At 34.7% G+C, this 20,526-nt stretch carries 22 protein-coding genes; 3 read left to right on the top strand and 19 right to left on the bottom strand.

Going from position 1 to position 20,526, the window contains the following annotated elements; all coding sequences use genetic code 11:
* Positions 1-55 precede the first annotated feature (55 nt).
* On the top strand, positions 56-394 hold the full coding sequence (locus tag EO120_RS01525) for a hypothetical protein (RefSeq protein WP_127133748.1): 339 nt from the start codon (positions 56-58) through the stop codon (positions 392-394).
* Between the two features lie 102 nt (positions 395-496).
* Here the strand turns inward: EO120_RS01525 and EO120_RS01520 are convergent, their stop codons facing one another.
* From EO120_RS01520 to EO120_RS01470, 11 genes are all read right to left on the bottom strand, one after another.
* Complete coding sequence (locus EO120_RS01520) at positions 497-1,012, bottom strand: cob(I)yrinic acid a,c-diamide adenosyltransferase (RefSeq protein ID WP_127133747.1); 516 nt, start codon at positions 1,010-1,012, stop codon at positions 497-499.
* 14 nt (positions 1,013-1,026) lie between these two features.
* Positions 1,027-1,434 carry a nucleoside-diphosphate kinase gene (gene ndk, locus EO120_RS01515; RefSeq protein ID WP_127133746.1) on the bottom strand — a complete coding sequence of 136 codons (408 nt, stop codon included), beginning with the start codon at positions 1,432-1,434 and terminating at the stop codon, positions 1,027-1,029.
* 19 nt (positions 1,435-1,453) lie between these two features.
* Entirely contained in the window at positions 1,454-2,311 is an 858-nt protein-coding gene (gene htpX, locus EO120_RS01510; protein WP_127133745.1) for a zinc metalloprotease HtpX, read from the bottom strand.
* A 58-nt stretch (positions 2,312-2,369) separates the two neighbouring features.
* Positions 2,370-3,284: a homoserine kinase gene (gene thrB, locus EO120_RS01505; RefSeq protein WP_127133744.1), complete on the bottom strand. Its 915-nt coding sequence runs from the start codon at positions 3,282-3,284 to the stop codon at positions 2,370-2,372.
* Positions 3,285-3,287: 3 nt separating this feature from the next.
* Positions 3,288-4,577 (bottom strand): homoserine dehydrogenase, encoded by a 1,290-nt coding sequence (locus EO120_RS01500; protein ID WP_127133743.1) that lies wholly within the window; start codon positions 4,575-4,577, stop codon positions 3,288-3,290.
* A gap of 26 nt (positions 4,578-4,603) precedes the next feature.
* Complete coding sequence (locus EO120_RS01495) at positions 4,604-5,053, bottom strand: ACT domain-containing protein (RefSeq protein WP_127133742.1); 450 nt, start codon at positions 5,051-5,053, stop codon at positions 4,604-4,606.
* 15 nt (positions 5,054-5,068) lie between these two features.
* Positions 5,069-6,055 (bottom strand): lysylphosphatidylglycerol synthase transmembrane domain-containing protein, encoded by a 987-nt coding sequence (locus tag EO120_RS01490; RefSeq protein ID WP_127133741.1) that lies wholly within the window; start codon positions 6,053-6,055, stop codon positions 5,069-5,071.
* Positions 6,052-6,906: a ChbG/HpnK family deacetylase gene (locus EO120_RS01485; RefSeq protein WP_127133740.1), complete on the bottom strand. Its 855-nt coding sequence runs from the start codon at positions 6,904-6,906 to the stop codon at positions 6,052-6,054. Before EO120_RS01485 ends, EO120_RS01490 begins: the two co-directional genes overlap by 4 nt.
* A 189-nt stretch (positions 6,907-7,095) precedes the next feature.
* On the bottom strand, positions 7,096-7,941 hold the full coding sequence (locus tag EO120_RS01480; protein WP_127133739.1) for a TrmH family RNA methyltransferase: 846 nt from the start codon (positions 7,939-7,941) through the stop codon (positions 7,096-7,098).
* Positions 7,923-9,650, bottom strand: a complete 1,728-nt coding sequence (locus tag EO120_RS01475; protein ID WP_127133738.1) for an ABC transporter ATP-binding protein — start codon at positions 9,648-9,650, stop codon at positions 7,923-7,925. Before EO120_RS01475 ends, EO120_RS01480 begins: the two co-directional genes overlap by 19 nt.
* Positions 9,634-11,364 carry an ABC transporter ATP-binding protein gene (locus EO120_RS01470; protein WP_127133737.1) on the bottom strand — a complete coding sequence of 577 codons (1,731 nt, stop codon included), beginning with the start codon at positions 11,362-11,364 and terminating at the stop codon, positions 9,634-9,636. Before EO120_RS01470 ends, EO120_RS01475 begins: the two co-directional genes overlap by 17 nt.
* Positions 11,365-11,645: 281 nt before the next feature.
* Here EO120_RS01470 and tpx point away from each other — a divergent pair, with 281 nt between their 5' ends.
* Both tpx and EO120_RS01460 read left to right on the top strand, forming a co-directional pair.
* On the top strand, positions 11,646-12,161 hold the full coding sequence (tpx, locus tag EO120_RS01465; RefSeq protein ID WP_127133736.1) for a thiol peroxidase: 516 nt from the start codon (positions 11,646-11,648) through the stop codon (positions 12,159-12,161).
* 162 nt (positions 12,162-12,323) lie between these two features.
* Positions 12,324-12,716 carry a phosphate-starvation-inducible PsiE family protein gene (locus EO120_RS01460; RefSeq protein ID WP_127133776.1) on the top strand — a complete coding sequence of 131 codons (393 nt, stop codon included), beginning with the start codon at positions 12,324-12,326 and terminating at the stop codon, positions 12,714-12,716.
* 143 nt (positions 12,717-12,859) lie between these two features.
* On the opposite strand, the gene EO120_RS01455 is transcribed toward EO120_RS01460, so the two are convergent.
* The 8 genes from EO120_RS01455 to dnaJ all read right to left on the bottom strand — a co-directional run bounded on the left by EO120_RS01455 (position 12,860) and on the right by dnaJ (position 20,520).
* The gene (locus EO120_RS01455; protein WP_127133735.1) at positions 12,860-14,761 is read right to left on the bottom strand and encodes a type I glutamate--ammonia ligase; all 1,902 of its coding nucleotides are present in this window, start codon (positions 14,759-14,761) and stop codon (positions 12,860-12,862) included.
* A 249-nt stretch (positions 14,762-15,010) separates the two neighbouring features.
* Positions 15,011-15,454 carry a GatB/YqeY domain-containing protein gene (locus EO120_RS01450; RefSeq protein ID WP_127133734.1) on the bottom strand — a complete coding sequence of 148 codons (444 nt, stop codon included), beginning with the start codon at positions 15,452-15,454 and terminating at the stop codon, positions 15,011-15,013.
* Positions 15,455-15,580: 126 nt separating this feature from the next.
* Entirely contained in the window at positions 15,581-15,760 is a 180-nt protein-coding gene (rpsU, locus tag EO120_RS01445) for a 30S ribosomal protein S21 (protein WP_004695751.1), read from the bottom strand.
* Between the two features lie 149 nt (positions 15,761-15,909).
* Positions 15,910-16,254, bottom strand: a complete 345-nt coding sequence (locus EO120_RS01440; RefSeq protein ID WP_127133733.1) for a histidine triad nucleotide-binding protein — start codon at positions 16,252-16,254, stop codon at positions 15,910-15,912.
* Positions 16,255-16,274: 20 nt separating this feature from the next.
* Positions 16,275-17,570: a tRNA (N(6)-L-threonylcarbamoyladenosine(37)-C(2))-methylthiotransferase MtaB gene (mtaB, locus tag EO120_RS01435; protein ID WP_127133732.1), complete on the bottom strand. Its 1,296-nt coding sequence runs from the start codon at positions 17,568-17,570 to the stop codon at positions 16,275-16,277.
* Positions 17,571-17,602: 32 nt separating this feature from the next.
* Positions 17,603-18,325 carry an RsmE family RNA methyltransferase gene (locus EO120_RS01430; RefSeq protein WP_127133731.1) on the bottom strand — a complete coding sequence of 241 codons (723 nt, stop codon included), beginning with the start codon at positions 18,323-18,325 and terminating at the stop codon, positions 17,603-17,605.
* Positions 18,326-18,437: 112 nt separating this feature from the next.
* On the bottom strand, positions 18,438-19,307 hold the full coding sequence (locus tag EO120_RS01425) for a 50S ribosomal protein L11 methyltransferase (protein WP_127133730.1): 870 nt from the start codon (positions 19,305-19,307) through the stop codon (positions 18,438-18,440).
* 55 nt (positions 19,308-19,362) lie between these two features.
* Positions 19,363-20,520: a molecular chaperone DnaJ gene (gene dnaJ, locus EO120_RS01420; protein WP_127133729.1), complete on the bottom strand. Its 1,158-nt coding sequence runs from the start codon at positions 20,518-20,520 to the stop codon at positions 19,363-19,365.
* Between the last annotated feature and the right edge of the window lie 6 nt (positions 20,521-20,526).

The following is a 20,526-nucleotide window of genomic DNA, read 5'->3' as shown; positions in this document are numbered from 1 at the left end:
TATACAAGTATATATAATTTCTGTATCATTATTAGTATAACAAAGGAGATGTACTATGGAAATTATGAACATGAAATTAAAATTGATGTCTACATTGTGGGAAAATACCTATCGTGTAGCAATTGAAGATGGCCAAGGCGGTTATATTGCTACTGTTCGTGCCGTAGTCAATGTTCCCATTGACCCATCGGAATTGCCACCTAACGCCCCCCAAGTAGAACCACAATTATTTGTATTGGTAGAAGATTTTAAATTTTGCGCTAATGATATCATTCGATTTGAAACGACCTTATCTGATTTATTACGAGAAAAATTCAGATATGAAATCCCACACATTTTTTTCTTCTACCCCAGCCCACAAGATGTGCTGAATCAAGAAATTACGCAAAACTAAATACTACCTATTTTACACAATCCAATAGACGTATTATATTGAATTACAATTAAATAGATAACAAATAAAAAAGCTATGTCATTCACATAGCTTTTTTATTTGTTATTCTGCACCTAGTTCTTCTTCTACACGACCTAATATAAAACATAAATCAGATAAACGATTTAAATATTTTAAATTTGATTCATGCACTTCTTCACCATTGTCTAAAACGCGCCACAATGCACGTTCTGCACGGCGCACAACAGTTCTAGCTACATGCAAATACGACGATGCTACATTATCGCCAGGAACTACAAATTGTGTAAGTGGCTCTAACGATTCATCAAACCGATCAATTACTTTTTCCAAATGTTTAACTTGTTGATCTGTTACTTTTGCAATCTGTCCCAAGCTTGCTACATCAGCCATCAAGGTCCACAACGTACGCTCAATATCGAGTAATTCAGTTTGAACCTTTTTGTTATGCGCATGTGCTCTTGCTAAGCCTAAAAAGGCTTGTAATTCGTCAATCGTACCATAGGCCTCCACGCGAAGTGAAGATTTTTGAACGCGTTCTCCTGTATAAAGGCCTGTGGTTCCTTTATCACCTGTTTTTGTATAAACGCTACTACCCATTTGCCGACCTCCTATTATTTATATTCTGGAAACCATAGATGGATCTCTCGACTAGCAGATTCCACGGAATCTGACGCGTGTACTACATTAGAGTCCATAGTTAAGGCATAGTCACCACGAATACTACCTGGTGCTGCATCTACTGGATTTGTTGCACCATTGATAGCTCGAACAGAAACAATAGCATTTTCACCTGCTAATACAAAGGCTAATACCGAGCCAGATGTAATGAAATCAACGAGTTCACCAAAAAATGATTTGCCTTTATGTTCAACATAATGTTCTTCAGCCAATTCTTTTGATGCTTCTAACAATTTCATTGCTTTAATGACGAGTCCTTTGCGCTCATATCGGCTTAGAATTTCGCCACATAGTTGACGACGTACGCCATCTGGTTTTATTAAAACTAATGTTTCTTGCATTAGTATGCCTCCTGTTCTACTATCTATACTTTTGATTTTGAGCTAATTGTTTTAACCTCGCAATACGATCTTCTGTGCGTGGATGCGTACTAAAAAGATTGGATAAGCTTTCACCAATGCCTACCATTGGATTAATGATAAACATATGTGCCGTAGCATTACTCGCATTTGGCAAGGAACCATATTTAGAATAATGGTCAATTTTTGCCAATGCTGATGCTAATGCCATAGGATTTTTTGAAAGTCTAGCGCCCCCCTCATCAGCACCAAATTCGCGAGTTCGAGAGATACTCATTTGAATAATCATAGCCGCAATAGGAGCTAAAATCATCATACCAATGAGTACCAATGGATTAGAACCTTCTTCGCGTTCGTCGGAACGACCGCCAAAGAACATACCGAATTGAGCAATCGTAGAAATAGCGCCACCAATGATGGCTGCAATGGTACTAATCAGAGTATCACGATTTTTAATATGCGTTAATTCGTGCCCTAGTACACCTTCCAATTCTTCATCTGTTAATAATTGTTGAATACCTGCTGTAACAGCCACTGCCGCATGCTGTGGATTACGACCTGTTGCAAAGGCATTAGGTACGTCACTAGGAATGATATACACTTTTGGCATTGGCAAATTGCCATTGTTAACCAAACGTTGAACCATACCGTAAAGTTTAGGGTTTGAATGTGCAGTTACTTCTTGTGCATTGTATTGAGCAAGTACTATCTTGTCACTATACCAATAAGACATAAATGACATAGCAGCTGACATGACGAACATCATCATAGCCCCTTTTGCACCTGCAAAGGCATTACCTAATGCTACAAGAAGCGCTGTTAGCAAAGCTAATAACATAGTAGTTTTTAAATTGTTCATAGATTCCTCCAACACTTGTTTTTGGACTATGCCATAACTGTTATTATTATACCACAAATTAAATAGTTGTGGCTCCTTTTGTATCAGCCACTAAGATGTATACTTTATTATCGATACCGTGAAGCGAAAAAACCTGTCCCATTGCATCAGCTACATTTTTTACATGCTCTTTATCTGCATAAGCAATTAATGTGGACCCAGAACCGCTGATAGTAGCCCCATAAGCACCAGTTGCTTTGGCAGCAGCAAAAACCTCATCACAATATGGAATCAATGTTTTGCGGTATGGTACATGTAAATTATCTTCTAAGGCAATAGATAAATTATCTAATTGATTCGTAATTAAACTCGTTACAAACAAAGATGCATGGCTGACATTTTGCACAGCCTCTTTAAATGGTACATGATTTGGTAATACAGAACGAGCATATTCTGTTGATACTAAAACTTCTGGCACTACCACGGCAAAACAAAGTGTTTCAGGTACGGGAATAACTGTATTTAACACGCGGTCTTTTAATCCTGTGGCACAGCATAGATTACCATAAATAGCTGGAGCTACATTATCTGGGTGTCCTTCCATACGGTTAGCAATCACTAATAATTCTTCTTTAGATAATGGTGTACTCACTAACTGATTGGCTAACAATAACCCACCAACAATAGCTGTACTACTGCTTCCTAAACCACGAGATGGTGGAATTAATGTATCCGATGTAATATGACCATATTGAATAGGTTCTTGAGCTTTTGCAAAAACTTGTTCTATAGCAATACCAATGAGATTTGTTTTAGGATCTTCTTGCTCTAATAATTCGGCACCATATCCTGTAAAGGTATAGGTAAATTCTTTAGCATCACTATTAGGTGTAAAGGAAAATATATTATATAAGTTTAAAGCTAGTCCTAAGCAATCAAATCCAGGTCCACAGTTAGCACTAGTAGCCGGCACTTGTACGCGAATTGTATTCATAAATTATGCTTCCATGATTCGGATAACACTGTTTACTTCTTGTACAGAACGTAAACTGTTAAAGGAATCTATTAAATTAAGGATATAAGAACGTGGGCATTTAGATGTTACGATAGCTAATACAGCTGTTTCCGGATCCATATTGCGTTGTACAATGGATAACACCGATATTTTTTGCTCTGCCATTTTTGCTGCAATTTTAGCTAATACACCTGTTTTATTATCTACAGCTAAACGAATATAATAGCTGGATTCAATTTTTCCAGGCGCATAAATATTTTTTTGATCGAAATAGAATGGTTTGAATCGTCCAGTAGAATCAAAAGCAATATTTTTTGCCACTTCCATAATATCGCTCACTACAGAACTACCTGTTGGCAAACTACCTGCACCGCGGCCATAGAACATAGCATCATCAATACCATTACCTTTAATATAAATCGCATTATAAGAGCCTCGCACGGATGCAAGAGGATGTGTTAATGGTACAAATGCTGGATATACATTTAAGGACAAGCCTTTATTAGTCTCTTTTGCAATACCAATAAGTTTAATATTATAACCAAACTCTTTACCGAAATCGATATCTTCTGTATCGATTTTAGTAATTCCTTCAACAGATACATCTTCAAAAAAAATGCGGCGATTAAAACTAATAGAAGCTAAAATAGCAAGCTTTCTAGCTGCATCAAGGCCTTCTACATCAGCAGTAGGATCTGCTTCTGCATAACCTAACGCTTGCGCTTCTTTTAATACATCGTTATAACTAAGGCCTTCATCTGTCATTTTAGATAAAATAAAATTAGTAGTACCATTCATAATACCTACTAATTCAGTAATACGATTGCCACCTAAAGAGTCATACAATGTTTTAATAATAGGAATACCACCTAATACTGAAGCTTCGAAACGTATGTCTACACCATTTTTATGAGCTAAGTCGAGTAAATATGGACCTGATTCAGCTAATAAATCTTTATTAGCTGTAACAACGGATTTTTTATGCTTTAATGCGGCTTCTACACATTCTTTAGCAAATGTAGTTCCCCCCATTAACTCTACAACTATACTGATGGAGTTATCTGTTAAAACATCTTGAATATCTGTAACATATTGAGCTGTACCAGGCAATGTAATATCTTTGTATTTATCTGGATTGCGTACAAAAATTTTTGAAATCTCAATATGCACATCAGAACGATTAGCAATCAATTCTGCATTGTCACGCAACAAATTAAATGTACCTTGAGAAACGGTACCAAAACCTAAAAGGGCGATTTTTACAGTCTTCATAATAGTCCTACTCTCTATACCTACGACTACGCTTGGCCTAAAATTTCAACCTTGATAATACCTTTCATAGAACGGATATCAAGCAATAAATCTTCTAAAGAACCTTGTAAGTTTTTAGTTTCAAAGGAAATACTACTATTAGCAATACCTTGTAATGGAATATCTTGATTAATTGTCAAAATGCTGCCGTTACGATCGGCAATAGCTTTCAATACGCTAGATAACATACCCGATTCATTTGACATGGAGACGGTAATACTAACGATTTTTCCTTGCGCAATCTCAAAAAATGGGAATACATAATCCTTGTATTTGTAATACGCTGAACGGCTGAGATCCATTTTTTCTACCGCTTCATTAATCGTTTTTACTTCCCCTAATTTCAAGATTTCCTTTACTTTAATTGTTTTCTTTATAGCTTCCGGCAAAATATCTTCTTGTACTAAATAAAATTTATCTTTCTTTGGTTTAGACATACTAATTCTCCTTACTTAATTTGATGTCTTACGAGCAACGAATTGACGGCCATATAAGGTTAATGTGCCATACATACCGATAAAAAATGGTATATATTCAGCCATAACGCGCCATGCTACAGCTATGATACCAACAGTACCAGATGGTACATAAGGGGCAAATAATACTACAAATAACCCTTCTGCAATCCCTGCCCCACCAGGCGTTGGCGCAAAATAAAGAATTAAATTGAGCAGAATCATACGGTCCAATACTTGTATGATAGGAACATCTGTAGTAAACGCAAACATTAAAGCTGGTGCTATGCCATAAAGACAAATCAAGCTTAATCCCGATTCGATAAAAACGATCAACGATTGCATGGGTTTTTTATACAATAAACCAAGACCTTGATTTAATGTTTCTAATTTAGCTAACCAGTCTTTTGTTTTATGAGCTTTAAATCGATGCGCTAGGGTATATACAAATTGTCGCATATATTTAGTTTGTAATAAATATGTTCCTAATAATGTAGCTATAACAGCTAAGAACGAAAGAATTAACAACATATCCCGTGAAATATAAGGGATTTCAATATTGTCATACATAAATACTAAGGGCAACATGATAACAAGGAACATAATAGAAAATACAGTGCGGATTAAAACGATAGGTGTCCCTTTTCCCAAGGGAATGCCATAGCTTTTTAATACTAACACTTGCGCTACAGCACCACCACTGGCGCCAGGAGTTAACATAGCCATAAAATAATTACTAAAAATAACCCGCAACACAGCTTTTATAGATAGATGATACCCACCAATTTTTACAAGTCGTTGTAACCGTAATCCATCAAAGTACATGCCTAATGTCAATGCTACAACAGATAACAATAATGATTCTTCATTAAAGGTTGATATTGTTTTCAATGCCTCTATATCTATGGTGTAATAGATAATCCCTATCGACACTAAAAACAGCAAGAGGAACATAGCTATGCCCCGTTTTATCATTTTACTCATAATAAATCACCATAATTGACTAATTCTATGTCGTGTTGTGTGATATATCTTCGTACATGGTCAGATATAAGACCACTTAGTTCTTCTTCCCAGTGATAGTTCCAATTATATTTATGGTTCAATTCCAAATTATTAGAACCAGGATGAGTCATGATTTCATGAACACCACCATAATTAGATACTTTTTTTAGAATCCCAATAAGTGCTGTTTCCGTTAATTGACCACCATTAATCATACCCCAAAAATATTGATTAAACCGAATACCATTTCGTCGAGCTATTGGCATAGCTTGACTAGCTACTGCGCTTAAACCTGTTTTTCCTAGTATACGTACAGGATTATGCACACCATTCAAAAAATTAATTTTTTCATTAGGTACTCGCATAGCTTTAATGTGATGAGCTAATGACTTTTCTATAACTATTGGCAAAATAGTTGGCAAAATATGCATATGTTGATGCCCATCTATGTGAGTGATACGTAATCCAGTATCTACAATTTTTTGTATTTGTGCCTCTATCTCCTTGCTCACTTCAGAATAGTTAATATGACCACTATATATGCGTTTCATAAATTCAATATAATTATCTACAAAAACGCCATCCTTAGTAACCAAACTCGGTACTTCGCTAGGGTCACTAACAGGAGATATGCCACCTACCAATGCAATATGTACACCGATTCCCAATTTTGGGTATTGCTGCGCCATTGAAACAGCTTCATCAAAAGCACTACCACTTGCTAATAGCGATGTGCTCGTTATAATACCTTTTGTATGCCCTTGAATGATTCCATCATTTACCATTGAATGCAAACCAAAATCATCGGCATTAATAATTAATTTGAACATATTCTATTTCCTTTTTATAAAAAAAAGGGAGAACAATGTTCTCCCAGAAAGGATATATGTTATTTTAACAAATACAAGCATATAAAATCAATACAATTTATAAACATTTGTATACTACATAAGGACTTTTTATATCATTTAGAAATACAATTAATCTAATTTTGTTATACATAACCAACAGAGTGTATATTATATATTACATTTCGACTTATAAATCGCATTGCAATCTAATGGCAGCTGTTCTCTCACCTTATACATACAAAGAGCAGCTGCTACTGATACATTAAGAGATTCAATGTTTCCATACATAGGAATTGTAATACCTTGATCTGCTAATTGCAGTATATCACTTGATACACCATTTCCTTCATTACCTACGATAATCATAGATTTATAGCTGTACTGCACCTCATCATAAGGCATAGCATTATCAAGTGTTGTCACATATGTAGTAATATCATTCTCTTTAACCACATCATAAAACTCAGAAATACCTACATCCTCAAAAATCGGAATATGATGTAATGCACTCATAGTACTACGTACACATTTTTCATTATATACATCTACTGTACCTTTTAACAAAAATACGGCTCTCACACCAGCGGCCACTGCTGTTCGTATAATAGTACCAAGATTGCCTGGATCTTGTACTCCATCAATAGCTATATATAATCCATCTGCAAATTCCATATGGCTTAACATATGCATAGGCTTTTGTGCAATACCAATAATCCCTTGACTATGTTGCGTATCCTCTAGTTTTGCAAATAAAGGGTCTTGTACTATGTATGTAGATATTCCTTTCGTTACCGCTAATTCAATAAGCGCTTGTATATCTGCAGCATCGCATTTAGATTCCTTCACCAACAAAACACGTAATACCCCGTTCTTAGCAATATCGCAAACTAAACGTAACCCTTCCACTAAATACTCTCCTAGTTTTTGACGTTGTTTACGTTGTTTTAATGACATTGCTCGTTTAATTGTCCGATTATCCTTAGACTGTATATATTCTAATTTTGGTGATTCCATAATTGATAGAATGCTCCTTTACGATTCATAAGCTCTGTAAACGTACCGACTTCTACGATATTACCATAAGACAGTACAACAATACGATCTGCCTGTTCCACAGTGGATAGTCGATGTGCTACATTGATAATAGTTTTTTCACCACGTATTGTTTCAATACTTTGTTGAATTTGATGTTCCGTATGACTATCAATATTCGACGTAGCTTCATCTAATAGTAAAATAGGTTTGTTTAAAATCAAGGTTCTTGCAAAAGCTAATAATTGCTTTTGTCCATCTGATAGCAAAGCCCCAAGGTAGCCAACAGGTGTATGATATCCTTTCGGCAACTTTTCTATCATACTATGTAGATTAACTTTTTTAGTAGCATGTATGATAGTTTCCCTATCAATAGTAGAATCATAGAGGTTTAAATTATCTTCAATAGATCCTTTAAATAAGTATGCATTTTGAAATACATATCCCATAATATTGCGTATCATAGAACTATCGTAATCAGCTAGATTATAGCCATTAATATAAATGGAGCCTCTCGTAGGTTGTAATATGCCCATCAATAATGAAAGTAATGTAGACTTTCCACTTCCTGATAAACCGACGATGCCGATATATTCTCCTCTATTAATAGTAAGATTAAAGTCCTCTAATGCATACATATCGTCATTATGATATGAATAAAACACATGATCAAAGACAATACTATCAATAGTTTTGAATTCCTCTGGTACAGTAGTGATTAATTCTCTTTTTGGTTCATCTAATACAGGAATTAATCGTTCTGCACCAGCCAAGGCACTTTGTAGTGAATTATATTTTTCTGCTATTTCTTTCATAGGTTGAAAAAAACGATCCATATATTGAATAAAAGCAAATACGGTACCTGCATCTGCTACAGAATCTAATAGATTGGTCATCGTAAATATGACGATAAGAGCCACAAAAAATAAGCCATCTACTAAAGGTCTAAAGATGGAGAATGTAGTCACCTCGAATAATCCAGCATTTAAAAACGCCTTATTAACAGAATCATATCGATTTTCAATGAGCTTTTCCCCCACATAGGTTTTAACGATAACTATATAATTCAATAATTCCTTAATACTTGAATTGGAAGTAGCTACAGAAGTCCTCACCTGACGAAAAGCGCGCCGTGAAAATTTTTGATAAACCCAAATAATCCCCCCCATAATAGGCAATAATAAGGTCATAACTAAAGCTAGTGGAACATTGATAGCATACATAAAACATAGTATACCGACAATCATAATACCATTACTGATGAGTTTTAAAATAACCTCTGTATATAAAGTACGCAATGATTCCACATCATTAGTAATGCGTGTCACCCAATTACCAATTGGTACTGATTGAAAATCGCCAGCACTTTTATGTAAAATCTTTTCAAATACTGTACTACGAATATGATAAATGATGTTCTGTCCAAAGGTGCTTAGTAGATAATTTTGTAACAAAATACAAATTATGCTTAGACCTATAGTTAATGCATATACACCAGCATAATAATATATAGTATTACTATCTTTAAGAGCAAATCCAAAATCAATAGCTTGTTTTGAAATATATGGTCGGCACAAAGATAAAAATAAATTGGAAAATAAAAAAATTGCCGCTACGACGAGAAACCCAAGATGAGGTTTTATAAATCTCGTCAAATACGCAAATAGAGCTACATCATTGTGCTGTTTCATGTATAGCCCTCCTATATTGTGCTTCATATAACTCAGAATAGAGACCATGAGAGGTTATTAATTCATCATGAGTACCTATTTCACGAATAGAACCATCATCAAAAACAATTATCATATCCGCTTCTTTAATTATTTCTAATCGTTGAGAAATACAAAGTATAGTTTTATTCTCTAATCGGCGCAATGTATGAACTATTGTATCTACTGTGATAGCATCTAATGCGGAAAAGCAATCATCTAATAATAAATATGGCGCATTTTTGTAAAATCCTCTAGCTATATTGATTCTTTGCTTTTGCCCACCTGACAAATCTCTACCTTCCTCTTCTAACAAATGAAAATTATCTTCTAAGCAATCTCCTAAATCACGATATAAGGTAGCCATCTGTGCTGATTCCTCTACAGACAAATGATTATTATTAAGATGACCAAAAGTAATATTATCCCTAATAGATGTACTTAATAAATATGACTGTGTTGGTACATATGCAATAGAATTACGCAAAGTACCTAGTGGGATAGTAGTAATGTCAATATTGTTAATGTAAATTGACTTAGCAGGTGTTTTCTGTAATCTTAGTAATAATTTAAATAATGTAGTTTTACCCGAACCTGGCTTTCCCACAATACCAATAAATTGATTCGGTTTTATTGTGAGATTAATTTGCTTTAATGATGTATTTTTAGCATCGGGATAAGAAAAATTTAAATAACGAATATCTATAGAACTTAATGGTAATTGGTTTTCACCAGGTTCATTATCCTCGTAGGGCAATTTCATAAAATCTACGATTCGATCTAAAGAAGCAAGACCTTTTTGCATAATAGCCACTAAAGACCCAAAGCCGATAAGAGGTCCTACAATAAGCATGATAAAAGCATTAATCGTTATAAATTCACCAACCGACATAAGTCCATCGACGGCTAATTGACCACACAAATACATGCTAATACTAATACAAATAAAAGGAGCAATCATAGTCAATGGAGACAAAACAGAATCATACATAGCGACTTGCATATTATGCACATAATTTCGATGATTTATAGAATTAAATAGATTGGTGATAATGTTTTCTTTGTTAAAAGCACGAATAACATCCATACCTTGGAATAATTCTTGGCCAAACTCTGTCATATCGCTATAAGTATTTTGTGCTTGACGCTGTTTCTTACGCAATTGACGTCCAAGCACAAAAATAGCGCATAATATGAAGAATATAGGCGTCATGATTTTTCCTACTAATGCAAAATCTATTTTTTGTATTAATATGATAGATCCTAATATCGAATAAAACATCATATCCACAATAATCATAACACCTAAACCGAGAGCAACACGTAGAGAGGTTACATCATTAGTCATGAGTGCCATAACCTTACCAGGACCATTTGCTTCGTAATAAGTAGTCGGTATATGTAGTGCATGAGTACATATTTTTTGCCGAAATACATATTCCATACGACGTATCGATCCTAATAAGGTACGCCTTGAAACAACCTTTAATAAGGTAACTATAAGGAAAAGGCCAACAAAATATAATATATAATTAACTAAACCAATTTTATCATTACTTAATGTATCGATAGCATCCCCAATCAATTGAGGCACAAATAAAAAGGCTATATCAATGGCAATGAGCATTAATAAACCAATACCATAACGCCAACCTTCGACACGAAAAAATTCTTTAAAAATAGCAGATGTCTTCATGCAATCCCCCTCTCTTACATATGTATCCTATCACGGACATCGTATTTCATCTACTACTAAATTAATATATCTCTTCTAATTTCCTACTATATTACACTAACTATTATATATATTACCGTCTATTTTGGAATTGAATATAGCAATAGTATATATCAATAATAAATTTATATTTATCGAAGTACATCGAAATTATTAGTTTACTATTGCATACAGAAATGATATACTACATATAGATATTAAATCTATCAATTATACAATTACACTCTTAGGAGGAATGAAACATGGAAAAACGTACAGGCATTGTAACATTTGCAGGCGGCCCTATCACTTTAGTAGGTCCAGAAGTAAAAGTAGGTCAACAAGCACCTGATTTCACTTTATTGTCCAATGATTTACAACCAAAAACATTAAAAGATTACGAAGGTAAAGTAAAAGTAATTTCCGTAGTACCATCCCTTGATACTGGTGTTTGTGATGCACAAACTCGTTGGTTCAATCAAGATGCTACAAAACTGTCTGATGAGGTTGTAGTTTTAACTGTATCTATGGATCTTCCATTTGCCCAAAAACGTTGGTGTGGCGCTGCTGGTGTTGATAAAGTAGAAACTTTATCTGACCATCGCGATGCTTCCTTTGGTACAAACTATGGTTTCTTAATCGAAGAACTTCGCCTTTTAACTCGTGGCGTTGTTATTATTAACAAAGACAACAAAGTAACATATGTTGAATATGTTCCAGAAGTAACTCAAGCAGTTAACTTCGATGCAGCTTTAGAAGCAATCAAAGCTGATATCTAATACTAAATTTCAGCGTACAATAAAAGCTAACTCATTAGAGTTAGCTTTTATTTATCTACAATCAATATTTAGGGATTTCCTCCCGCACTATAGTATGTATCTAATTACATATAGATACCATGATTCAATATACGTTTTATTAAGAGGTTTATCGTGCAATCTATGTTTATTAAAATATCTCGTAGTCTCACAGTAATTATGAATATTGCCATTTTTATTGTCGGTATTGCATTATGTGCGGCGCTCATCGATTCTTTAATCACTTTATGCATTACCGCATGGGACAAATTCTTTGTTCATGATGATTATAATAAAATTGTAGAAGAATTAATTACATTTTTCCTATACTTCGAATTCTTAGCACTCATTACAAAATATTTTAAAAACAACTTCCATTTCCCTCTCCACTATTTCCTTTATATAGGTATTACCGCTATTGTCCGTCTCATCATTGTATCTCATGATTTATCAACAGATATACTCATATGGTCTATTTCTATTTTAGTCCTTGTGATTAGCCTATTATTAGTTGAAAAATTTGTACAACGAGATTAATTTCATTCTTTATTTTGAAAGTATAAACTGAGTATATAACAATATCATAATGCTAATATTAATAATGATTTACTAAGACATTTATCATAATACAATATATAAAAGACCGGCCAAAGGACCGGTCTTTTATATTTCTAAATTAATTAGAAAATATTTTTACTGTAATTAGCATATTTATCTTCTAATTCTTCCATTTTATCGTTCATTTCGATTTGTAATTCAGAAGCTGTGTCATAGTCACCGCTACGTAATGCGTCTACAATACGAGTAAACAAGGATTTGCGATCATCGCTATCTTTTGCAAGGTAAAAACGCAAGTCGTTTACTTCCGCAAAACGTTTATCATCAATGCTGTTGCGACTATCAGTATGAATAGCAACCATATTTCGTACGATTTCCAAATTGTTAGGAATAATACGATGAGCTAATACAAGTTTCCAACGTTTCAAAATAGATGCAATAAACGATTCCATCAAATCACGGCTAAATGCATCACCTTGACACAATGTTTCTACCAATTCAGGATTATTTTTATAACCTAAGATATTTTCCCATACAGTAGCAGGTGCTACACCGAACATTTGATTACGTTCTTCTTGAGTAAAATCTTCAAATACATCTTTTTCAGAACGATATGCTCGATTTGTATCTAAATAGTCAGCTGATTCGCCTACTTCTTTAGATAATTCAGCCACTAATTGAGCTTGTGTTTTACCGCTGTTAATAGCGTATTTCATACCATCAAATGCAGAAATAAATATCAATGCTAATGCAGTGTAAGTATTAGTATAAGGATTCGGAGAGCGCAATTCATAACGAGTTGCCATAGGATTGTCAATATCGCGAATCAAACCACAAAGGATTGTACGGTTACGACTTGGTTCAGAAGGGTCTGTGCCAAGGGAGGTTACGATACATACAGGTGCTTCAAACCCTGGTTTCAAACGATTTAGGGAATCTGTTGTAGAACTAATGAATGGGTTAATAGCTTCGTAATGTTTTAACAAGCCCATAATAGCACCAATCCCCAAGGCGCTAGCCGCTTCTTTTTTCATATCTTCTGGGCTAAACAAGTTGACCATTTTGCCATTTTTCAATTTAGCCATAACACCAAAGTGAGTATGTTCACCAGAACCTGCTACACCGATAATAGGTTTTGCATTGAAAGTAACATCCAAACCATTTTCACGGAATACTTCACGAACGATAATTCGAGCTTGTAATTCATTATCTGCAGTTTGCAATGGATTATTGGAGAATTTCCAGTCGATTTCTAATTGTTCCAATACTGCATCTTCATGACCATCTTCGTCAAGTTTTGCTTTAACACCACCTACTTCTTTATGACCCATTTCAGCAACCATACCGTATTGATCAAGGCGTTCCACAGCTTGTTCAAGAGCAGTACGAACGGAACCATGTGTACGTTGCCAATATTGTTCTTGTAATCGTTGAGATACGGACAATTCTTTTTTAGTAATACTTTTGGTAGGTTTTTTTACCCAAAATTCAAGTTCTGTAGCAGATGTGAAAATAATATCTACCACGTCTTCTGCTTTCACATGAGGCATGCTTGGCAAACCTTTTTCTTTAATTAAAGAAAGCATTTCATTACGTACATAATCACAACTGCGTTTTAAAATGGAACGAGAGTCTACATAGCGGTAGTTGTGCATCAAGAATGCAGGAATACGCAAGGTACCAGTTGGTAATCCAGTTGCTTCATCGATATTTTCATAATTATAATCTACGAACCAATTTACACTTGGGTCCCCCCACATATCTACACGAGCGTTGTTCAATGTAGCAATATTAGTTAATACAACGGAAGAACCATCAGTTTGAACGGCACGACCTTCAAAAAAAGATTCATAATCATCAAAAAATGCAGACATTGGAATTTTTTCATCTGTATCATTACCAGCTAAATCTATACCTACTAAGGATACAAACTTAATTTCCGGATGTTGTTCTAATAATGCAAGAACACCTTCTTTACCATATTGACCTGCAGGAATGTAGTACAATAAATCTTTTGTAGCCATAATGTGCCTCCTAAAAATATATAAAAAAAGACCCCAACAACATAGATATACAAATATATATCTACTGAGTGGAGTCTTCATTGACTAATTATTTTCTTGAGTACATATTAGCACAAAATAAAAATATCTGTCAATAACTTTCTATAGAATTTTATAATTTAATAAGCTACGTATTAAATACTACAGCGATGGAATGTATAATGGCATTATATATCGCATTTTAAAGGTGAGCTTATATAAAATGAATCATTAGCCAAGTAATTCTTTTACAATAGCATTTACAATCTTGCCATCTGCACGGCCTTTTGTGTGTGGCATAACGTGTTTCATAACATTACCCATATTTACGGCATCACCACATTCAACAATAGCTTCTTTAACGATAGTACGAATTTCTTCTTCTGTTAATTGAGCTGGCATATATTTTTGTAATACTGTTATCTCATCCTTTACGTGAACGATTAAATCTTCACGCCCAGCTTTTTCAAACTCTTCTAAGGAATCTTGACGAGTTTTCATTTCTTTCGCTAAAATTCCTAAAATACCAGCATCATCTAATTCTACTTTATCATTAATTTCAGTATTTTTAATAGCACTGTTAACCATACGAATAACAGACAAAGCTACTTTACCTTCTTCACGGGCTTTCATCGCTGTTTTCATATCTTCTTTTAATTGATCTTTTAAGCTCATTATAGCCTCCTATATACACATTGATGTACATCCTATAAAACTGCAGTTTTATAGGATGTACATGAGATTAATTATAAAGAAACCCTAATTCATTTCTTAAATAGATTAGAATTAGGGTTATCATTCTTATGCTCTGAATTTGCGTTTTCTTGCTGCTTCAGATTTTTTCTTTCTTTTAACGCTTGGTTTTTCGTAGTGTTCGCGTTTTCTTACTTCAGACAAAACACCTGCTTTTTGGCAGGAGCGTTTGAATCGACGAAGAGCACTTTCAAGCGTCTCGTTTTTACCGACTTTAATTTCAGACATCTATATCCCTCCCTCCAAAAATAATATCAGGGAAGTGCTGATAATTTAACATACGCACATATACATATTATATGTAGAACACTACATTCTGTCAATATATACCAGCATATTTTATAGGAATTTTATAGAAAATTTTATGTAAAATTAATCTATACCTCAGGCCATCCCATAGGTTCACCACCAAGCAAATGAGCATGCATATGGAATACAGTTTGACCTGCTTCACTGCCAGTATTGAAAATCAATCGATAGCCAGATTTGCTAATGCCTAATTCTTTTGCTACATCCCGAACAAATGGCAAGAAACCATCTACATACTCTTCATTTTTCTCTGTTAAATGAGCAATATTAGCAACATGCTTTTTAGGGACAATCAATACATGTACTTTTTTTACAGGACTAATATCATGAAAAGCATAAAATTTATCATTTTCTAATACTTTGTTAGATGGAATTTCACCATTTACAATTTTACAAAAAATACAATCACTCATAGATTGACCTCCTAGGTATATTATTCGATAATAACAAAGCCATTTTCTACGGACACAACTGTACCACCAATTAAATCGCCTACATTATGTTGTTGATCAGATTTAACTTTACCATGAATATACTCATTTGTTAAGCCTATATAATAGCCATCTTCTTCTTTTTCGATGAGAATCTCTCCATGCTTGCCAATGCGCGACATAGCATATGCAGTATATCCGGACTCACTAAGACTATTTAAAAGAGCTACACGAGTCTTTTTAACAGCTTCAGGTACTTGATCATGCATAGTAGCCGCAGGTGTACCTTCACGAATAGAATATGGGAATGCATGAATATGAGTAAAACCGATGTCTCGTACTGTATCTATAGTTTCATCAAAATCTTCATCTGTCTCTTGTGGAAATCCTGCAATAATATCTGTTGTAATAGACAAATCAGGAATACGTTTACGCAAATTCTTGATTAAATCTTTGTACTCTTGTAATGTATAATGACGTCTCATTAAAGATAATACATGATCTGAACCGGCTTGCAATGGCAAATGCAAATGTGGACAGACTCGCTTATTAGTAGCCATTAATTCTACTAATTCATCAGACACCTCTACAGACTCAATGGAACCAAAACGTATGCGATGAAGATCTGGAATATCCAATAAGGCTTTTACCACATCCGCCAATGTAGGACGGCCTGGCAATTCCACACCGTAATTACCTAAGTGAATTCCAGTGAGTACAATTTCATGGAAACCATTATTCACCAAACGATTTGCTTCGTTCACAATATCATCAATTTTACGAGATTTTAATTTACCTCGTGTGTAGGGAATGATACAGAAAGCACAATAATTATTACAACCTTCTTGGATTTTCATGAAAGCTCGTGCTTTGTCAGATTCATTACCAAACAATGGCATTTCTTCAAAATTCGATTCTTTCATAATATCCCGAACAGCATTGATTTGGCGCTCTGTAGATTCTAATTGTTCTACTAGTTCAACGATTTTAGAGCGATTATTAGTACCAATAACAAGATTAACGCCTTCAATAGCAGCAATAGCATCTGGTGCAAGCTGAGCATAGCATCCTGTAACAATGACATAAGCATTGCTATTTTGACGTTTCGCTTTACGAATTAATTGACGAGATTTTTTCTCCCCCATATTCGTAACAGAACATGTATTAATAACGTAAATATCCGCCTTCTCATCGAAACCTACGGCTTCATAATTATTTTGTAAAAAAAGACCTTTCATAGCATCTGTGTCATATTGATTCACACGGCACCCTAAGGTCGTAAAGGCAACGGTTTTCATTGCACCTCCACTTCTATACCATTGTATATATTTTATAACTCTAATTCATACTGCATCATAGCTAGTGCAGTTATAGCAGCAGTTTCAGCCCGTAATATGGTAGACCCTAATGTAACAGATTGACCTCCACTTTTTATAATATCATTGATTTCATTCTCTTGAAAGCCCCCTTCAGGGCCAATGCAAATTAATACATCTTGGCTATTCTTATTATTTTGCAACGCGTGTTTAATTGAATATCCACATTCATTTTCATAAGCCACTAATTGTAACGCTTTTTTTTCAATTGCCAATACCGATGGTAATGTTTCATCAATTACAAGAGTTGGTAATTGGGTGCGACCGCATTGTTGTGCCGCTTCTAACATAATCTTTTCCCAACGACTATATTTTGCCTCTAGTTTTTTTCTATCATATTTAACTACATTGTTAGCTGTAGCCACTAAATAAATAGTGTCCACATTAAGCTCAGTAGCTTTTTGTAGTACCCATTCTAATTTATCACCTTTTAATAAAGATTGTACTAGGACTATACGATATGAAGCTGGATTTATTTCAATAAATTCTATTAATTCAGCCCGTGCTTCACCTTGTACTTCTTCCACAATAGTATATAATCCACAACGTTGATCACTACCTGTAACCATGATGGGCTTATTGATATTATGACGAAATACATGTAGCACATGATGGGTTGTCTCTTTTGGTAACACTATTTCAGTATCTAAAGGTGTAGGAATAAATATTTTTTTCATAATTCTTACCTTATATGTTTATAACCATAATAGTTGATAAGCTATTAGACTCGGATATATAAATATACAATGTACTACTAGTATATATTATACTGTAATGCTGGGGTATAAATTACAGTTTCTGTAGAGCAAAGGTATGCCAGGATCCTTCCACTAACTCTGTTTTTATCTGCCAATGTTGTGTAATGTAAGGCATAATTTCGTCATAGCGATCATCAATAATCCCACTAATAATCAATGCTCCATCCACCTCTAATTTATCACCTATAATGGGTAGTAAAATTTTTAATGGATCCACTGTTAAATTGGCTATAATAATAGCGGCACGACCATTAAAATCATGCGCTAAATCACCATGAATAATAGTAGCATCCACATTATTGTTACTTGCATTAATGCGTGCTTGATTAGCTGCATTCTCGTCAATATCAATACCTATTAAGTTCGTAATACCTAATTTAGCAGCAATAAGTAATAAAATACCTGTTCCAGTGCCTATATCAAGGCATATATCATTTTGGATTGCATCACCTCGTCTATGGACATACTCTTGAAGCAATCGAGCACAACTACGTGTTGTTTCATGACTACCAGTACCAAAGGATAGATCAGAATCAATTTCTATAATCTCTTTATTGTCTACATTATCATAATCCTGCCAAGCCGGTTTAATTATGAGATTAGGTAAGATTTCTGTAGGTTCAATATATTGTTGCCAAGAATTATACCACGTAGATTCATCTAATATATGGCTTTCTATACTATCTATATTAATTTGAGCCTCTTTAAAACGTAATCGTATATCTGATTTAATTGCTTCTTCATCACAACTGCTATCAACGTAGACAACAAACTTTTGTTTTTCTGGTTCCTGGTCCAGATTTTCTTCTATAATTCCATTATCTGCATAATCGCTAAAAAGAGTAGTCACCTTATCGGTGGCTACTCTTTCGCAGACAATAGATATTTCTATCCATTGCATAAGGGCTCCTTTACTATATACGCATAGGAAAAAAACATTCCTGTACAAGAGCTGTTCATTTAGTTAGGCAATCTTTTATTTTTTCAAACAAACTTTTACTTACTTGTAAATTATTAACATCTTCATTACTTTCATTAGCAAAACGAAGCAATAATTCACGTTGTGCATCAGTTAACTTTTTAGGTGTTTGAACTGTTACAACAATATGTTGATCACCACGTTGTTTTGGATTGCGTAAATATGGAATACCTTTGCCCTTAACACGGAACGCTGTACCTGTTTGAGTACCTTCCGGAATCTTTAGTTCTACTTTACCATCTAAGGTATTTACTTGTACAGTAGCACCTAAAGCAGCTTGAGCAAAGCTAATATTAACATGGCTAATTACATCATTGCCAGAACGCTCAAATTCCTTATGAGGTCGAACATAAATATATACGTACAAATCACCTTTAGGACCACCTAAAACACCTGGTTCACCTTCATTGGCTACGCGTAAACGAGATCCATTATCCACTCCTGGTGGGATTTTAATGGCAATCTTACGTTTTGCCAACATTTCACCTGTACCACGACACTTAGTGCATGGCTTTTCAATGCTTTTACCAGATCCATGGCATCGCGAACATGTTCGAGCTGATTGCATACGACCGAATGGTGTATTTTGAATCACCGTTTCTTGACCAGAACCATGACAATTTGGGCAAATGTCTACCTTTGTTCCAGGCTCAGCCCCTGTGCCATGACAATGGTCACATTCTTCGTGACGAGTGATTTCAATATCCATAGATTTACCAAAAGCAGCATCTTCAAAAGAGATATCGATGTCTTCGCGAAGATCATTGCCCTTTTGCGGGCCTTGTTGTCCACGACCACCGCCGCCAAAGAACATATCAAAGATATTATCAAAACCGCCAGCGCCGCCTCCGAAACCGCCGAAACCACCAAAGCCACCTTGGAAACCACCGGCCCCAGCGCCGCCTCCTTGTTTGAAGGCGTCGTGGCCAAATTGGTCATATTGAGCTTTTTTAGTTTCATCAGACAAAACTTCGTAAGCTTCATTAGCTTCTTTAAATTTCTCTTCCGCTTCTTTTGGATTATCTTTATTTACATCTGGATGGTATTGGCGAGCCTTTTTACGAAAGGCTTTTTTGATTTCATCCTGAGATGCATTTTTGCTAACCCCTAGGATGTCATAATAATCTCTTGCCATTGTTTA

Origin of the sequence: Veillonella caviae (assembly GCF_003992125.1) — a bacterium.
GTDB classification, from domain to species: domain Bacteria; phylum Bacillota; class Negativicutes; order Veillonellales; family Veillonellaceae; genus Veillonella; species Veillonella caviae.
The sequence above is the reverse complement of the archived record's forward strand: the minus strand, read 5'-3'. Positions and strand labels throughout refer to the sequence as shown.

What these genes read in the sequence shown, in the direction of transcription:
- EO120_RS01475 (WP_127133738.1), bottom strand. Translation starts at nt 9,650, where the DNA reads ATGAAACAGCACAATGATGTAGCTCTATTTGCGTATTTGACGAGATTT.
- EO120_RS01525 (WP_127133748.1), top strand. Translation starts at nt 56, where the DNA reads ATGGAAATTATGAACATGAAATTAAAATTGATGTCTACATTGTGGGAA.
- EO120_RS01455 (WP_127133735.1), bottom strand. Translation starts at nt 14,761, where the DNA reads ATGGCTACAAAAGATTTATTGTACTACATTCCTGCAGGTCAATATGGT.
- EO120_RS01520 (WP_127133747.1), bottom strand. Translation starts at nt 1,012, where the DNA reads ATGGGTAGTAGCGTTTATACAAAAACAGGTGATAAAGGAACCACAGGC.
- rpsU (WP_004695751.1), bottom strand. Translation starts at nt 15,760, where the DNA reads ATGTCTGAAATTAAAGTCGGTAAAAACGAGACGCTTGAAAGTGCTCTT.
- dnaJ (WP_127133729.1), bottom strand. Translation starts at nt 20,520, where the DNA reads ATGGCAAGAGATTATTATGACATCCTAGGGGTTAGCAAAAATGCATCT.
- EO120_RS01480 (WP_127133739.1), bottom strand. Translation starts at nt 7,941, where the DNA reads ATGGAATCACCAAAATTAGAATATATACAGTCTAAGGATAATCGGACA.
- EO120_RS01500 (WP_127133743.1), bottom strand. Translation starts at nt 4,577, where the DNA reads ATGAAGACTGTAAAAATCGCCCTTTTAGGTTTTGGTACCGTTTCTCAA.
- EO120_RS01495 (WP_127133742.1), bottom strand. Translation starts at nt 5,053, where the DNA reads ATGTCTAAACCAAAGAAAGATAAATTTTATTTAGTACAAGAAGATATT.
- EO120_RS01425 (WP_127133730.1), bottom strand. Translation starts at nt 19,307, where the DNA reads ATGCAATGGATAGAAATATCTATTGTCTGCGAAAGAGTAGCCACCGAT.
- EO120_RS01430 (WP_127133731.1), bottom strand. Translation starts at nt 18,325, where the DNA reads ATGAAAAAAATATTTATTCCTACACCTTTAGATACTGAAATAGTGTTA.
- EO120_RS01485 (WP_127133740.1), bottom strand. Translation starts at nt 6,906, where the DNA reads ATGTTCAAATTAATTATTAATGCCGATGATTTTGGTTTGCATTCAATG.
- EO120_RS01490 (WP_127133741.1), bottom strand. Translation starts at nt 6,055, where the DNA reads ATGAGTAAAATGATAAAACGGGGCATAGCTATGTTCCTCTTGCTGTTT.
- htpX (WP_127133745.1), bottom strand. Translation starts at nt 2,311, where the DNA reads ATGAACAATTTAAAAACTACTATGTTATTAGCTTTGCTAACAGCGCTT.
- EO120_RS01460 (WP_127133776.1), top strand. Translation starts at nt 12,324, where the DNA reads ATGTTTATTAAAATATCTCGTAGTCTCACAGTAATTATGAATATTGCC.
- EO120_RS01440 (WP_127133733.1), bottom strand. Translation starts at nt 16,254, where the DNA reads ATGAGTGATTGTATTTTTTGTAAAATTGTAAATGGTGAAATTCCATCT.
- thrB (WP_127133744.1), bottom strand. Translation starts at nt 3,284, where the DNA reads ATGAATACAATTCGCGTACAAGTGCCGGCTACTAGTGCTAACTGTGGA.
- tpx (WP_127133736.1), top strand. Translation starts at nt 11,646, where the DNA reads ATGGAAAAACGTACAGGCATTGTAACATTTGCAGGCGGCCCTATCACT.
- EO120_RS01470 (WP_127133737.1), bottom strand. Translation starts at nt 11,364, where the DNA reads ATGAAGACATCTGCTATTTTTAAAGAATTTTTTCGTGTCGAAGGTTGG.
- mtaB (WP_127133732.1), bottom strand. Translation starts at nt 17,570, where the DNA reads ATGAAAACCGTTGCCTTTACGACCTTAGGGTGCCGTGTGAATCAATAT.
- ndk (WP_127133746.1), bottom strand. Translation starts at nt 1,434, where the DNA reads ATGCAAGAAACATTAGTTTTAATAAAACCAGATGGCGTACGTCGTCAA.
- EO120_RS01450 (WP_127133734.1), bottom strand. Translation starts at nt 15,454, where the DNA reads ATGAGCTTAAAAGATCAATTAAAAGAAGATATGAAAACAGCGATGAAA.